Annotated in this window: 15 protein-coding genes; 11 read left to right on the top strand and 4 right to left on the bottom strand. The window is 35.5% G+C overall.

Features of this window, described 5'->3' with window-relative positions:
* The first annotated feature begins 106 nt into the window (after positions 1 to 106).
* The 7 genes from GQR60_RS10015 to GQR60_RS09985 all read left to right on the top strand — a co-directional run bounded on the left by GQR60_RS10015 (position 107) and on the right by GQR60_RS09985 (position 6,503).
* Entirely contained in the window at positions 107 to 967 is an 861-nt protein-coding gene (locus GQR60_RS10015) for an EamA family transporter (RefSeq protein WP_124992785.1), read from the top strand.
* A gap of 25 nt (positions 968 to 992) precedes the next feature.
* Complete coding sequence (locus GQR60_RS10010) at positions 993 to 1,604, top strand: IMPACT family protein (RefSeq protein ID WP_124992784.1); 612 nt, start codon at positions 993 to 995, stop codon at positions 1,602 to 1,604.
* Between the two features lie 386 nt (positions 1,605 to 1,990).
* On the top strand, positions 1,991 to 2,896 hold the full coding sequence (pyrB, locus tag GQR60_RS10005) for an aspartate carbamoyltransferase (RefSeq protein ID WP_124992783.1): 906 nt from the start codon (positions 1,991 to 1,993) through the stop codon (positions 2,894 to 2,896).
* 32 nt (positions 2,897 to 2,928) lie between these two features.
* Positions 2,929 to 3,387: an aspartate carbamoyltransferase regulatory subunit gene (gene pyrI / locus GQR60_RS10000; RefSeq protein ID WP_101307913.1), complete on the top strand. Its 459-nt coding sequence runs from the start codon at positions 2,929 to 2,931 to the stop codon at positions 3,385 to 3,387.
* 133 nt (positions 3,388 to 3,520) lie between these two features.
* Entirely contained in the window at positions 3,521 to 4,180 is a 660-nt protein-coding gene (locus GQR60_RS09995) for a hypothetical protein (protein ID WP_124992782.1), read from the top strand.
* Between the two features lie 385 nt (positions 4,181 to 4,565).
* Entirely contained in the window at positions 4,566 to 6,053 is a 1,488-nt protein-coding gene (locus tag GQR60_RS09990) for a dihydrolipoyl dehydrogenase family protein (protein ID WP_124992781.1), read from the top strand.
* 135 nt (positions 6,054 to 6,188) lie between these two features.
* On the top strand, positions 6,189 to 6,503 hold the full coding sequence (locus GQR60_RS09985; protein ID WP_124992780.1) for a hypothetical protein: 315 nt from the start codon (positions 6,189 to 6,191) through the stop codon (positions 6,501 to 6,503).
* Between the two features lie 52 nt (positions 6,504 to 6,555).
* Here the strand turns inward: GQR60_RS09985 and GQR60_RS09980 are convergent, their stop codons facing one another.
* The 4 genes from GQR60_RS09980 to GQR60_RS09965 all read right to left on the bottom strand — a co-directional run bounded on the left by GQR60_RS09980 (position 6,556) and on the right by GQR60_RS09965 (position 8,793).
* Positions 6,556 to 7,221, bottom strand: a complete 666-nt coding sequence (locus GQR60_RS09980) for a hypothetical protein (RefSeq protein WP_124992779.1) — start codon at positions 7,219 to 7,221, stop codon at positions 6,556 to 6,558.
* Positions 7,214 to 7,729: an RNA polymerase sigma factor gene (locus GQR60_RS09975; protein ID WP_124992778.1), complete on the bottom strand. Its 516-nt coding sequence runs from the start codon at positions 7,727 to 7,729 to the stop codon at positions 7,214 to 7,216. Before GQR60_RS09975 ends, GQR60_RS09980 begins: the two co-directional genes overlap by 8 nt.
* A gap of 139 nt (positions 7,730 to 7,868) precedes the next feature.
* On the bottom strand, positions 7,869 to 8,384 hold the full coding sequence (locus tag GQR60_RS09970) for a hypothetical protein (protein WP_124992777.1): 516 nt from the start codon (positions 8,382 to 8,384) through the stop codon (positions 7,869 to 7,871).
* 49 nt (positions 8,385 to 8,433) lie between these two features.
* On the bottom strand, positions 8,434 to 8,793 hold the full coding sequence (locus GQR60_RS09965; protein WP_124992776.1) for a hypothetical protein: 360 nt from the start codon (positions 8,791 to 8,793) through the stop codon (positions 8,434 to 8,436).
* 288 nt (positions 8,794 to 9,081) lie between these two features.
* Here GQR60_RS09965 and GQR60_RS09960 point away from each other — a divergent pair, with 288 nt between their 5' ends.
* The 4 genes from GQR60_RS09960 (at position 9,082) to GQR60_RS09945 (ending at position 15,121) form a co-directional block, all read left to right on the top strand.
* Positions 9,082 to 11,442, top strand: a complete 2,361-nt coding sequence (locus tag GQR60_RS09960; RefSeq protein WP_124992775.1) for a TonB-dependent receptor — start codon at positions 9,082 to 9,084, stop codon at positions 11,440 to 11,442.
* 149 nt (positions 11,443 to 11,591) lie between these two features.
* Positions 11,592 to 12,167, top strand: coding sequence for an RNA polymerase sigma-70 factor (locus GQR60_RS09955; protein ID WP_225441384.1), 576 nt, complete (start codon positions 11,592 to 11,594; stop codon positions 12,165 to 12,167).
* Between the two features lie 85 nt (positions 12,168 to 12,252).
* Positions 12,253 to 13,278, top strand: coding sequence for a FecR family protein (locus GQR60_RS09950; protein WP_124992774.1), 1,026 nt, complete (start codon positions 12,253 to 12,255; stop codon positions 13,276 to 13,278).
* Positions 13,271 to 15,121, top strand: a complete 1,851-nt coding sequence (locus GQR60_RS09945; RefSeq protein ID WP_124992773.1) for an STN and carboxypeptidase regulatory-like domain-containing protein — start codon at positions 13,271 to 13,273, stop codon at positions 15,119 to 15,121. Before GQR60_RS09950 ends, GQR60_RS09945 begins: the two co-directional genes overlap by 8 nt.
* Positions 15,122 to 15,230: the final 109 nt, after the last annotated feature.

Here is a 15,230-nt window from a genome sequence, read left to right as displayed (position 1 = left end):
TTATTACTAATTATTATATTACTACCCTAAAAGCAGATTCATTTTGAATCTGCTTTTCTAATTTTAGGTAAGGTATTTTTCATTACTTTGCGCAAAAATTAAGTCTATGCTCAATCTATTATTTGCAATTCTTACTTCCACAGGAATATTTATCACCTTTAAATATCTGGAAAAATTCAAAATTGATATTCTTCCCGCCATTATCATCAACTACCTAATTGCCTCTTTATGCGGATATTTCCTAACAAATACCACATTCAATTTCAGTAAAATTATTCTACAAGATTGGTTCAGCATATCCATATTAATTGGTATTCTTTTTATCATCGTATTCTTTATCATTGGCCGATCTACGCAAAAAGCAGGTATATCAGTAACTACACTAGCTAGTAAAATGTCCTTTGTTCTCCCCCTTCTTTTTTCCATCATGTACTATCAGGAAATCATAACCGGCAAAAAGATTTTTGGGATAATAATTGCAGTTAGTGCAGTATTATTCAGTATTTATAAAGAACAAGGAGATAAGATAAACCGAAGATATATTTGGTTGCCAATACTTCTTTTTTTTGGAGCCGGAACTGTTGATTCACTAGTTAAATATGCACAACAGGAATACTTAAATTCTGGTGGAACAGAAGAGTTTTCGACACTGCTTTTTGCGATTGCAAGTGTTGCAGGGGTGATTACTTTGCTTATCCGAAAAGATAAATTGCGTGACCTGTTTCAGCCTAAAGTATTAATTGGCGGGAGTATTTTAGGGCTTGTGAATTTTGGCTCTCTTTATTTCCTGATTGCTTCATTAAACAATTCAGGATTCGATAGCTCAGTGGTTTTCAGTATTGTAAATATAGGTATTGTAGCTTGTTCTGTAATTATTGGCTTGAGTATTTTCAGAGAAAAACTGAACAAAGTAAATATATTGGGAATACTGCTGGCATTTATTGCTATTTTTATCCTAACAAATTAATTCAACAAGTATTTTTGAGTAAAAAATGAGCAGCGATACTTACAAAACAATCAATCCGGCATCCGAAGGACTATACAAAGAAAAGGGAAGTAAATTCATTGCATATGCTTACCCTGTAACCAACGAAGAGGAGATTAAAGAGTATATAGCCAATCTAAAAAAAGAATACTACGATGCCCGCCATCATTGCTATGCATATATGCTTGGCGCTGATAAATCTGAATACAGGGCGAATGATGATGGCGAACCTTCATCTACAGCAGGGAAACCCATTTTGGGACAAATACTCTCGAATGATATTACCAACATACTCATCGTAGTTATTCGTTACTTTGGCGGAACTAAACTAGGCGTAAGTGGTTTAATACATGCTTACAAAACAGCTGCTGCCGATGCAATTGCCAATACCGAAATTATTGAAAAGACTGTAAATGATATTTACGATGTTAATTTCGATTATCTGGTTATGAATGATGTAATGAAAATTATTAAAGAAGATCAACCGGAACAGTTGGGGCAGGATTTCAACCTAACCTGCCGAATCACTTTAAGTATCCGCCAAAGCGAGGTCGATAAGATCATCGAAAAATTTTCTAAAATTGATAGTGTGAAAACAGAATTCGTCAAAACCATTTAGTTAATTCGATATCAACATTCTATGCAAACGCATTTCCCTGCTTATTTTTCGATCAAAAAAAATGTTAATAATTAATCGATTTCTGATTTGATTTTCAGAATAATTTATGCCTATATTTGTAATCTAGAATGGAGATACAACTAATTCAATCTGGAACTGCAAATAATACCAAAAGAAGTAAAGACCTTTACTCCTTCTTACACATTTTCCATTATTTATTTCGAAGCAAACACGATTTGAGGATTAATTCCCGATTTGGCTATTTGGATAATCCTTTTCAAGAATATTTATCAAAAAACCCAACATTACTATCAATTTTAGTAATTGTTGGTTTTTTTTTGTGCAAAAAAAACAATCATATTATAAACACACTTAATTTTTAATCAATGGATAACAAAAGTTTAGTATCGATCGACGACTACACAAAAGAAGAAATTCTGGAAGTATTAGCAAGAGCTGCTGAGTTCGAAAAAAATCCTAACTGCAGCTTATTAGAGGGAAAAGTTGTTGCTTCATTGTTTTTTGAGCCATCAACCCGCACTCGCTTAAGCTTCGAAACTGCAATTAATCGCATGGGTGGAAGAATTGTTGGATTCACCGATTCTTCGTCATCAAGCGTTACTAAAGGGGAAACTTTAAAGGATACCACTAAAATGGTGAGTAACTATTGCGACCTGATTGTTATGCGTCACCCAATTGAAGGTTCTGCACGCTATGCTTCAGAAGTATCTGATGTTCCGATAATTAACGCCGGCGATGGTGCCAACCAGCATCCAACTCAAACAATGCTCGATCTTTATTCCATCATGAAAACACAGGGAACACTTGAAAACCTGAATATTTTTATGGTTGGTGACCTTAAATACGGTCGTACTGTTCATTCTCTGTTAATGGCACTTTCTCACTTCAATCCTACCTTCCATTTTATTGCTCCTCCCGAATTGGAAATTCCACGCGGGTACAAAATTTTCATGGAAAAAAATAATATCAAATATTTCGAACATACCGAATTTAATGATATTATTAACGATGCTGATATTTTGTATATGACCCGTGTTCAAAAAGAACGTTTTGCGGATCCTTTGGAATATGAAAAAGTAAAGAATGTGTACATCCTTAAGAATGATATGCTTAGCAACACGAAGGATAACATGAGAATTCTTCACCCGCTTCCAAGAGTAAATGAAATAGCTGTGGATGTTGACACCAATCCAAAAGCCTACTATTTTGAACAAGCTTTAAATGGTGTTTATGCCCGACAAGCAATCATCGCAAAAGCTCTTAATCTATAAATTCATACTCACGAATAAAAGCACATCATCATATGAACACAAAGAAAGAATTGCAAGTAAGCGCTATTGAAAACGGAACTGTTATCGATCACATTCCTGCTGAATATCTTTTTCAGGTAATTACAATTTTAGGATTGGACAAAAGTAAAAATTCAGTGACTTTTGGAAACAATTTGGAAAGTAAACTATTGGGAAAGAAAGCCATCATCAAAATTTCCGACAAGTTTTTTGAAGATGAAGAAATCAATAAAATCTCACTAATTGCTCCGCATGCAAAACTAAATATCATTCGTGATTACAAAGTTGCAGAAAAGAAAATTGTAGAATCGCCTGAAAAAGTTATTGGTATTGCTAAATGTATGAATCCAAAATGCATTACAAATGTAGAAGCTGTGACCACTCGCTTTAAAGTGATAAATAATTCTCCTATTACCCTGAAATGCCACTATTGTGAGAAAATAACAGATCACAAAAACATAGAAATTGTATAATTTGCATTTCATTGTCCCTCATATAAAAAGAAGTCCGTTTGGGCTTCTTTTTTTGTAGAATAAATATTCATCCCCTATAGATAAAAGGATAATTGCTACCTTTATATCCTCTAAAAAATAAATATCCCATAACATGACATCTTCAGAAGAACAGCTTCGAAAGCTAATATTACAAGCTATTGAGAAAGGGCAAAACGGAAAAATAAGGGCTTGTAATAAAGACTTGAATGCCATTTATTTGATTCTTAAAAAAGATCCTTTCTTACTTTGGGATGATACTGCCATTTCCCAATTGGGAAAGGCAATTATAATGATGCTTCATTTTGATTTGATTGACGATGAAGAACAAAATATTGGACTGGCTCATCTCTCCTATCTGTTTATTACCAGAGGAATTGAAAAAGAAGAAAATTTAGCTCCTGAAGAAGATCCGGCAGAACTTTTCCGATTAAGAAAAGATCGTGTTATTCTGATGAAAAGTTGTGATGATTCGTTTGTTGATAGTTTGCAGGAATTCTATTTTGCGGATAGCAAAGCCAAGGATTTGGATGAATATAACGATCAGAGAAAGGCAGTATTAAGTCGTCTGCCCTATCTTATATTTGCTGACATACATTTAATTGAACAGGAATACCAAAACCTTAGAGATGATGCATACTTACTTGAAACAGCAAATTTTATTGAGTATGAAAACGAGATGAGTGACGAAAACTTACAGGAAGGACTTTTACTGCACAAAATTTTGTATAAACATACTTATCAGAAGTTGAAAAATGGAGAATTGAATTACTAACAACTCCTTAAAAATTAAAGGATTATTATATGTTATTTGAATACTTTTTACCTTAAAAATTTATTCCTTTACACTTGAATTTTTGTTACTTGTGACTCTAAACAAACAGGATTGTGTGAGGGATAGCAGCGGTATCCTTTTTTGAGGAACGAAAAAAAGATTTAGCGAATAGCCCGCCCCGAAGGGACACACCCAAACAAAAGAAAAAGACTTTTTCATCCGTAAAACATATAAAAGTTTATGGGTTTGCACTTTTATTTATATCTTTCTACCTGATTTCGCGGGAAGCACAAAAATGGCTGTAATTCTTCCTTTTACGAATATATTTTACCTAAGCATAACACGCCTGCAATTCAGCGAATTAGAACAATAAATAATAGTTTTTATGGATATAGAAAAATACGACCTTGTTGTCTTGGGAAGTGGACCGGCAGGTTTCTCGGCAGCAATGCGTGCCATCGATTTTAAAAAATCGGTTTGTATCATCGAGGCAAGTCATTTAGGAGGTGCCGGTATTATGAATGGTGCTTTAACTTCAAAGGCAATGTGGGAATTATCGAGAGATTTTTCAATAGCGTCGTCGGTAATGAGAGGTTATCGTGCATCGGGTTTAAATGTTGACTACAAAAAGGTTCAGCAAACCATTATACAGGCTGCGAAGCAAAAACAGCTGCAAATGCTGTCGCAAATTGAGACTTACTCGAAACCTTCGGAGACTTACGGAAATATTACCTTAAAATACGGCTGGGGAAAATTTATAGATTCACATACGGTTGAGGTAATTTCCAATGACAAAATAGAGCAGATTAAAGGCGATAATTTTATTATTGCGACAGGTTCCCGCCCCAGACCAATGCCAGATGTTGAGATTGATAATGAGCGAATTATTGACTCGGAAGGCATAATGGATTTAAAAGAATTTCCGGAACGAATGATTATTATTGGCTCGGGAATTATTGGTTGTGAATATGCCACTATTTTTTCCAATTACAACCAGACGGAAGTTCACTTATTGGACCGACAGCATAAGGTAATTCCTTATGAAGATGATGATTTGAGTAGTTTTGTTGGGAAAAATTTAGAAAGCAATGGTGTAATTATACACCATACAGCCAACTTAAGAACGATTCGAAAACGTCCGGATTTTTTAGAAGTTGTACTGGATTATCAAGATGGACATTCGACTGTAATAGAGGTAGATGTGGCTATTGTAGCTATTGGAAGAATGCCGAACCTGAATAATATTGGACTGGAAAATGTTGGAATCAACACTACAAATCGTGGTTATCTTGATATTAATGAAGTTTGTGCCACAGACAATTTTCAATCGTGCAACATTTTTGCTGCAGGTGATGTATCGGGGCATGCACAATTGTATTCGGTTGCCGAGCTGCAGGGCAGATATATTGTTGAAGCTTTGTATGGCAATTCAGAATATCCGTTGGACTACTCAAATATGTCGACCTTAATGTTCTTTAAACCTGAAGTTGCGGCTGTCGGTTTGAATGAGAAAGCCTGCCGAAAATGTGGTATTTCGTACAAAGTTGCAACCTATTCAAACTCATTGGTAAACCGTGCGATTGCCATGCGCGCTACCGATGGATTTGTGAAAATTATTGTAAGCGATGATGGTAAGGATCGAATATTGGGTATGCGTGCTGCTGGGCCGCAGGCTTCTACCCTAATCACATCCATTGCATACCAGATTACACAAAAAGGAACTTTGAAAGACATTCGGCAAAACGTTCATCCACACCCAAGTATTAGTGAGGGAATTCAGGAGTGTTTGCGGGTTTTTGAAGGAAAATCAATCTATAAACCCAAAGCCTTTCCCGATTTAATAAAATTGGAGAGTTGGAAACCGGAAAATTAATAGAAAAAGGCGCAATTTGAGTTGCGCTTTTTTTTTCACTATTCAACTTTCCTCATTCGTGCTAAAAAATGTTTTGATGTAAATCCCTGAAGATTTCGTAACTTTTAGTAACCCAAAATCTTAAAACAAACAGCTATGAACTCAACAGAAATGATGAACATTATAATGAATGGTGATTGGCGAAATACAGAAACAAATGATATCTGCTCTTTTTCCTGGTCGGATTCGGATCATTCAATAACGATGAAATACATTTCGGGAGACAAGACCGGACGCAAAGATTCCCATCAATTTGTAAAATTATATCATAACGCTGAGTACCTGAAAAATTGCAATCTACTGCGGTATCAGAGTAATTTGTTTACCAGTGAATTTACACTTGAATCGGAAAATGGTCCCCTTTTGGTGGTTTCGAATGTTTTTGGGAAAATGACACTAATCCGGCAATGAAAAACCATCTTACAAGAACATACAAGATGGTTTGGTGCTATTCGATATGCTGTTAGTTTTCTATTTCTTTTATAAGCTCGAGAGCATTATCACGAATAGGCTTATACTTTGATACCCAAAGGAGATACCCAGCTAAAAACGATATTACAAATATAAATATTAACATTCCTGTTACCATAAATACAATTATCATTGGAAATTCATTTACAGTTTTAGCAAGCATTTTAAACCAATGCTCTCCACTAAACAGAAACTGCCTTGCTTCTATCAAATAAGCACACAAATTTAGATCTGAACTAAAGAACTCCTTAGTTGCTAAAAATGTTTTTTTGCTAAGACCTAGACCTATGACTAAGAAAATAAATGCGGGAATACTAGCTAAATCCAAGAGATGGAATGGTCTATATCTTTTTTCTGTTTTCTTTAATAAGATCAAAGTTGGTTCGGCGTACGATATTTTTTTTATCTTCTTTTGCGCATAGGCAAAAACAAACAAAAATGTAGAGAAACCCAAGGCAATAAATACGACCTTAACAACTTGAAAAAGTCCTCCCTTTTCTATTTCAAAATAGAAGATTGGAATGTAAATAATCAAAAGAACGATGTATGTTATTTTTAAAATCTTAAAGATTTTCTGAAGATTATTATCTTCCCTTTTTAATTTATCGATAAACGATCCCATACCGTTTGTATCCTGTGAAATCTTACTGTTATTCATGCTTGCCTCCTGATAATTTAGATTTTAACTGCTCTTTAATTCTATGAATCTTCACTTTTACATTGGGCTCGGTAATGCCAATAACATCAGCAATTTCCCGCATCGAAAGACCTTCGAGCATGAGCGACATCAGTGATTTATCGATTACCGACATTTGATTTAGCTCAATTTGCAGTTGATTCAACTGAGCTTCCTGCTCGAGCTTTTCCTTTGTGCCTTCATCAAACAGAAGAGAAAGATTTTCAGTATCGACATCTACAATCATCTGCATTTGTTTGAATGCTTTTCCGGTAAAACCCAAAGAAGTATTTACTGCAATCCGATAGATCCAAGTGTTGATTGAAGCGTCACCCCTAAAAGAATCAAGGCTTTTCCAGATATTAACCAAAATATCCTGATACATATCTTTCCTATCCTCGTGATTGGGACTGTAATAGCTGCAAATCCGCCTAATTCTTTCGCCATTATCCGTGACAATATCATTAAACTTATTTTCCTTATTCACCATATTTATAGTTTGTGTACATATAGTTAGTTGGCAAGCATAACTATTAGTTACATTTTTCGAATATCTTTTTTTCTAAAATTTACTGTAATTATTACCCAACTGAGAAAACCTATTCCATTTCAAAGATATGCTTGAGGTTTTAACGCTGAACTACCTCAGCAACAATTGCAGCAGGATCATCTAATATGGCTTGCTCTGCGCGATTTAATTCCAATTCCCGCATCAATTTCTCTTTAGTTGGGTAATAAGTTGCGAACAGCAGCATAATCATAACGGCAAAACCCAGCAAAAGCAATTCGCCGGTGAGTAAATAGGTAATAATGGCGAAGAAAGCCATTCCTTCGAGCATCGCATATTTGATAATGTTGATTGCCCGATAAGATTCCATTTTAGTTTTTAATTCAGTCTCCTCTTTTGCCAGCTTTAATTTTTTGTTTGAAACTAAGTTGCCAACACTGTAGGTCACAAGAAAAAACAAGGGTATCATAATCATGAACATAGTGCGCAGCACTTCATCGCCGGCCACAACTGCTCCTTGTGTTTGATTGATAAAAACGGCAAAGGATGCGAAAAACACCTGACCAGTTAATAAGGCAGCATGAATAAGGATACTGCTGCGTTGGTACTGCTGAAAGTTTTGTTTTGTTTTATTCATATTGGTTTAAGATTTTTCTTTTTGATAGATACTATTTCTTAGATAAAACTTACTTTGAATTCATATAAACAGTAACCGATTTTGAGTTCAGCAAAACCAAAAGTACAATCAGTGTGATGAATAATGCTGTATATGCCATAGCGTAATTCAGGCCCATTGCAAAAGCCATGAATATTGTGGCAAACAAAATAAATCCTGTTAGAATTCCTGCAATGTGCCGAACAAATTTCCATTTTGCAAGCAAGCCAATGGCCAGAATAATACTTAAACCACCCATTATTTTAAAATGCCCGGTTTCTGATACGAAAGACTCTTTGTATACATCGGTCACAATAGGTATTGCAATAAGAATAATGGCAGCACAAAGTGTTGCTTTAAATCCTTTTTGCTGGTAAAATTTTAAATTCATAAAATTGTAATTTTCGTTTCGTATTTATCTGAAATAGATCTTTTACCTGTTTCAATTCCCGAATCTACAAAACAGAAACTAGCTAACAAAACATTTATATCGAAAAATTTAAACCTACTTTATAACATAAAAAGACTACTTTATCTTATTCTATTAAACCGTGGCTACATTACCAATAAAAAAAAGAAGGGTGTCATTAAAATCATTTTTTCCGTTTCGCAGTAGGGGTATTTCTTTCTTCAATTGTCTTCCTGATGATTTTAAGAATAATAATGCGAAATAAAAATCATGAAAGTAAGAAATTACCTGTTAATGTTACTGTTGATTCTTCCATGGAATCAGGAATCCAAAGCACAATCAAATAGTAAACTGTACTCCCAAACCATTCGGGGAACCATCATCGATCATGAAACCAAACAAGGACTTATTGGAGCTAATATTGTGATTCTAAATTCCGATCCATTTAAGGGAACGGCGAGTGACATGGATGGCAATTTCATTTTAAAGCAGGTCCCTATTGGCCGAATTTCCATACACATTAGCTGTTTAGGCTACGAAGCAAAAACCATCGCAAATATTGAAATAGGTTCAGCTAAAGAAGTTGTTCTGAAAATTGAATTAATCGAATCGCTTATACATATCGAAGAGGTAACAGTTCATCCGAAAACAGCCAAACACGAAACTTTGAATAAAATGGCTACTGTAAGTGGTCAGGCTTTCACCGTTGAAGAAACCAGCAGGTATTCGGGATCTTTGAACGACCCTGCCCGTATGGTATCAGGTTATGCCGGTGTTTCGGGCGACGGTGAGGGCTCAAATGAAATTATTGTACGAGGCAACTCTCCCAAGGGAATTCAATGGCGAATGGAAGGAATAGAAATACCAAATCCAAATCATTTTGCCGACGAAGGATCAACCGGAGGTGCAATTAATGCTCTAAACAGCAGCATGCTGAGCAATTCCGATTTCTTCACGGGTGCCTTCACTGCAGAATACGGAAATGCCTATTCCGGAATATTCGATATTAATTTACGTTCGGGTAATAACGCCAAACACGAACAGGCCTTTGGATTTAGCACTTATGGTATCGATTTTACTGTTGAAGGTCCTCTAAAAAAGAATTACTCCGGCTCTTATTTAGCCAACTATCGCTATTCTTCACTTGAACTGTTGGATAATATCGGATTGGTAGATTTCGATGGTGTTCCCAAATATCAGGATGGATCGTTTAAAATTGTACTCCCTACCCAAAAAGCTGGTAAATTCACTCTATTTGGTCTTTTGGGAAAAAGCAACATCCTGGCTAAGGAAGAGAATGATGAGGAAACGATTACTCTTGGGGAATACAATGTCAATTCAGATCTTACTGTAATTGGAATATCAAACCTTTTGCCCATTGGTAAAAAATCGTACCTGAAAAACACTTTAGCCTACTCAGCAACCAATACTCAAAATGAATCAAGAATCTTAGGTGATGACAATACTATGTTTGTTGCCTTAAATGAAAAATATCAACACAATTACTTTAAATATGTCAGCACATTCAACACAAAACTAAATGCTAAAAACAGTGTAAAGGCCGGAATTGAATACACCCGTTTGGGTTTTGACATCAAGAGTGTTAACGACTTTAAAAATACCGGAGCATTTACAACAGATGTAAATTCCGAAGGTAAGTCTCATTTATTCCAATCCTTTGTGAACTGGAAATACAGAATTACATCAGACTTCACTGTAGTAAGCGGAGTGCATGCAAGTTATTTTAAATTGAATAATGATTACACCATTGAACCAAGAGTTGGATTGAAGTATCAGTTTTTATCCAACCAATCATTTTCCTTTGGCTTTGGTATGCATAGCAAAACAGAGAGTCTGTCCACCTATTTCGTTCAATTGCATGATAATGAAAACAATACCTACACGCCAAACAAAAATTTAAAAATGAGCAAAGCCATACACTATGTACTTGGCTATAACAATCAGCTGAACTACAACCTGCATTTAAAAGCAGAGGCCTATTATCAGGATTTATATGACGTAGCTGTTGAAAACGACCCAAACAGTAAAATAGTACTTCAGGATATAAAAGAGGGTTTGGCCAATTTTGATTTTGTAAACGAAGGTACTGGTAAAAACTACGGTTTGGAGTTAAGTCTGGAACGATTCTTCCATAACAATTTTTACTATTTGCTTACCGGATCTTTATACGAATCAAAATTTACAGCCTTAGATGGTATTGAACGCAATTCAAGATACAATGGAAATTATGCGACCAATCTGCTTATTGGAAAAGAGTATAAAGTTGGACAAAATGATCAGAACAGAATTGGTTTAAATGGAAAAATAACATTCAGAGGAGGACAATATTATACACCTGTAGATTTGATGAAAAGCCAGAAGGCTGGAGAAACGGTATATCTCGCCAATAGTGAATTCAGCAAACAAGGAGATGATCTTTTTATTCTGGATGTTTCGTTCTCCTACAAACTAAACCGCAAAAAAACCCAGCATGAATTCAAATTTGATATTAAAAATGCAAGTAATAATAAGGCCAAAATATTGGAAAGATATAATGAAGCAACTCATAAAATAGAAGATGGTGAACAACTGTCTTTATTGCCTAGTTTGCAGTATATACTTTACTTCTAAGGCTAAATAAAACAGACTAAAACAAATAAACACCACGCAAGAATCGCAAAAAACGTTCCTTGCGTGGCATTCTATTTATATATCAGAGCTTTAATTAATTTACATCATAAAAAAAACATTTACCTTTGTTGCTCTTAACTAGCTTAACATTGACTACAGAAGAAACAATACGATCGGAATGTATTAACAGAATAGATTTCGAAACTTTGTTTAACGCCCATTACAGTCGTTTGTGTTCTTATGCCTATAATTTTCTGAAAGAAGAAGAAGGATCCGAAGAAGTTGTTCAGGAAGTTTTTTTCAAACTATGGATTCACCGACACGATATTCACATTGAAAGTTCAATGGAATCCTATTTATACCGTGCCGTTCGAAACTCTAGTCTAAATCTGATTAAACACATCAATATCCGGGAAAAATACAAAGAACATAACCGACAAGAAATCGAATATTCCGAACGTCTGGAAAATGATCCGATGAATGCTTCCGAATTGGAACTTAAAATCAGAAGCAGTATTGATCTGTTACCGGAACAACGAAGGAAAATATTTATTCTAAGCAGATATGAGCAATTCAAATACAAAGAAATAGCTGATAAATTGGGGATATCTGTTAAAACAGTAGAAAATCAAATGGGAAAAGCCCTGCAATTTTTGCGAAAGGAATTGGCAGACTATCTCCCGTTGCTGCTTCTATTCTTCCATCATTTTTTTAACGGTGAATAGGGTTAAACACAATTACAATTGTCATACTTATAAAGAACAATACACCAAATAAAAGCAATACCCGATTAAGAGAAATTAATTGTGCATGAAAAACGATAACCTACATATTAATGATACATTCCTTGCCAAATTCCTTTTGGGTGAAACCAACAAGGAAGAGCAAAACATGGTTATTCGTTGGCTGGAAGAAAAGGACGAAAACCGCAGACATTTAGATCAATTGGAACAAATTTGGCTGGAAAGCGGCAAATTAAATCCTCATCCAATTTCGGTTAATAAAAAATCAGCGTGGACAAAGCTATCTTCCCGGTTGGATCAGCATGAAAAAAACCTCTCTCCGTCTATTCAACGGTTTTCCCGATTTAGAACTGCTTTAATCAGCTCTGCAGCGGCATTCATTCTTATTCTTTTTGGTATTTTCAATTGGTATTCCGATGATTATACTCAAACAGAAGAATTCTTACTGACCAACACCAGCCAATCTACCATTCAGGATAGTTTACCTGATGGATCAAAAATTTATTTGAATAAGTTCGCTCACATTAGCTACCACACCTCAAAAACCAAGCAACGCATTGTAAATTTGCAAGGTGAAGCTTTCTTTACTGTGAAAAGAGACACTCTCAGACCATTTATTGTTAATGCAGGTATTGGCGGCGTTAAGGTATTGGGGACAAGCTTTCAGGTGAAGATGAAAGAAAACGGAGATATTCTTGTGGATGTGAATTCCGGTAAAGTAGAACTCTTCCGCCCAAATAAAACTCAAACCGATACCTTGCACATGATTTTAACCAATAACGAAGGAGGCTTAATTTCGAGCCAACAAGATACTATTATAAGATTGACAAGCAATTCTTCGGCTTTTTTCTGGGTTGATAAGAGATTGTCTTTCAGAAACAAACCCTTAAAAGAAGTATTCAAAGTACTTGAATCCTGTTATCAAATCACTATAAAATCAGACAATCCTGAAATAAACAATCTGTACTACTCTTCTTCATTCATTGATGAAAATGCTGAAAATGTGATTAAAGTTATCTCAAAGACATTTAACTTAACTTACAGCAGAAAAGAAAACACGTTTATAATATCATACCCGGAAAAGAATGAATAAAATTGCCCTGATTCTATTAATAACAATAGCCTGTATTCTCTGCACCATGAAGATACAGGCTCAAAACTTTCTGGAAAAGAAGATTAATCTGGAAGTTACAAATCAAAGTACCGAAACTACTATGTTTATTCTAGAGAAACTAGGAGGCTTTAACTTCTCTTACGATGCAATGTTACTCGACCCAAGTAAAATGATTTCGATTAAGGGTAAGCATCAGTCTCTCGAAGAAATATTAGATGAGCTCTTTAAAGGAAGATTGACCTATAAAGTGATCGGCTCGCATGTTATCTTACAATCGAAAAATAAGTCTGGTTTGAGCAGTACAATGTGGGTTTTATCTGGTGTGATTACAAATTCAAACGGAAATCCACTCGAAAATGCAATTGTTTATGAGGTGAATCGGCAAGCTTCATTCATTACCAATCCTAACGGAAAATACCTGTTGCACTTAGAAGGCAATCAAAATTCTGCTATTAACTTTAGCTGCAAAGGATACAAAGACACCATTGTCTATGTTCAGGCTGGTAAAAAACAGCAGCTAAATATTATTCTTAAACCATGGCAGGCACAAAGCATCTTTAAAACAGAACCTGCTTTTGCCCAAAACTTACATTCCAGAACCAAAGCAATTAATTGGGCCTATACCAATAAAGAGTTACAGGATATTGGTTTTGTCAACCTGATGGTGACGAACAAAGCACTCTATATTTCCAACAACCTCAATGTGAAAGAAGTACGATTTGTTCAGGTATCATTTATTCCCTCTTGGGGAACCAATCAATTAACAAATGGACTGGTTACAAACAAATTATCTATGAATATTATCGCCGGATATTCGGCAAATATTGAGGGGTTCGAAATTGGAAGCGTAGCCAATATCATCCGGCAGGAAATGAATGGTGTCCAAATTTCGGGCGTTGCGAACGTAGTGGGTGAAGATGTGCATGGTGTTCAGGCTTCCGGTGTTGTCAATACAAATCTGGGAAACATGGATGGAGTTCAACTAGCTGGAGTAATTAACAGAGTAAAAGGCGATATAAAAGGCCTTCAAATGAGTGGAGCCATAAATTCTGCTGCGGCAAAATCATTGGACAGCATCCCCTACAGAGGTTGGAACGGACAAATCAGTGGAGGAATTAATCTGCATGGTGGTGAGCGAATTAATCTGCAGGTTGGTGGTGTCTACAATCAGGCAAACTCGGTAGATGGTCTTCAAATTTCGGGGGCAATTAATATGGTGAGAGGGACAACCAATGGGGTGCAAATATCTGGGATCTACAATCAAACCGACAAATTGCGGGGCATACAAATTGGTCTCATCAATTTTGCCGATACTATTGAAAATGGTTTTCCGATTGGATTGGTGAATATCATTAAAAACGGCTACCACAAATGGGAACTTTCAACCGATGAGTCGTTCTACTTTAATGCAGCCTACAAAACGGGTGGCAAAAATCTTTACAGTTTTCTAAAAATTGGAGCGGGTAAATATCTTAACGCGGCTTATGGTATTGGCTGTACAAGCAATCCCAACCGTAAATTTTCAGTCAATCTGGATGTGTCTGGTTCTTCCCTTTTTAACACTGATTCAGACTACGATGTTTTTGCCGGTGATCTGTACCGGGCTCAGCTGGGTCTTACAATTAAACTGAATAAAAACATCACCCTTAGTACTGGTCCATCTTACAATTTCTGTAGTCCGGATAAAGAACAAAATCAGATTTCAAAAATTAATTTCTCCAGTAAAAACACCATGTATTTTGGAAATTATTATCTGGATAAAGCTGTTGCAACACTTAAAAATCAATATTGGCTTGGCTGGCAATTCGGCCTTAGATTCTAAATATTTATAATCTGATTCAACACAAAGAACATGAAAAAATATGGATGCACTTCTGCATTCTTCTTATTTTCTTTCCCAGGATCAATTTTTTGAAATTGTAAATAGGGGT

The organism is Labilibaculum euxinicum, from assembly GCF_009795715.1.
Classification (GTDB): domain Bacteria; phylum Bacteroidota; class Bacteroidia; order Bacteroidales; family Marinifilaceae; genus Labilibaculum; species Labilibaculum euxinus.
Note: the sequence above shows the minus strand (reverse complement) of the source record. Positions and strands in the feature narration are given on the sequence as shown.

Bases quoted from the DNA above. Each gene is read 5' to 3' on its own strand.
- GQR60_RS10015 (WP_124992785.1), top strand. From the start codon at position 107: ATGCTCAATCTATTATTTGCAATTCTTACTTCCACAGGAATATTTATC.
- GQR60_RS10010 (WP_124992784.1), top strand. From the start codon at position 993: ATGAGCAGCGATACTTACAAAACAATCAATCCGGCATCCGAAGGACTA.
- pyrB (WP_124992783.1), top strand. From the start codon at position 1,991: ATGGATAACAAAAGTTTAGTATCGATCGACGACTACACAAAAGAAGAA.
- pyrI (WP_101307913.1), top strand. From the start codon at position 2,929: ATGAACACAAAGAAAGAATTGCAAGTAAGCGCTATTGAAAACGGAACT.
- GQR60_RS09995 (WP_124992782.1), top strand. From the start codon at position 3,521: ATGACATCTTCAGAAGAACAGCTTCGAAAGCTAATATTACAAGCTATT.
- GQR60_RS09990 (WP_124992781.1), top strand. From the start codon at position 4,566: ATGGATATAGAAAAATACGACCTTGTTGTCTTGGGAAGTGGACCGGCA.
- GQR60_RS09985 (WP_124992780.1), top strand. From the start codon at position 6,189: ATGAACTCAACAGAAATGATGAACATTATAATGAATGGTGATTGGCGA.
- GQR60_RS09980 (WP_124992779.1), bottom strand. From the start codon at position 7,221: ATGAATAACAGTAAGATTTCACAGGATACAAACGGTATGGGATCGTTT.
- GQR60_RS09975 (WP_124992778.1), bottom strand. From the start codon at position 7,729: ATGGTGAATAAGGAAAATAAGTTTAATGATATTGTCACGGATAATGGC.
- GQR60_RS09970 (WP_124992777.1), bottom strand. From the start codon at position 8,384: ATGAATAAAACAAAACAAAACTTTCAGCAGTACCAACGCAGCAGTATC.
- GQR60_RS09965 (WP_124992776.1), bottom strand. From the start codon at position 8,793: ATGAATTTAAAATTTTACCAGCAAAAAGGATTTAAAGCAACACTTTGT.
- GQR60_RS09960 (WP_124992775.1), top strand. From the start codon at position 9,082: ATGAAAGTAAGAAATTACCTGTTAATGTTACTGTTGATTCTTCCATGG.
- GQR60_RS09950 (WP_124992774.1), top strand. From the start codon at position 12,253: ATGAAAAACGATAACCTACATATTAATGATACATTCCTTGCCAAATTC.
- GQR60_RS09945 (WP_124992773.1), top strand. From the start codon at position 13,271: ATGAATAAAATTGCCCTGATTCTATTAATAACAATAGCCTGTATTCTC.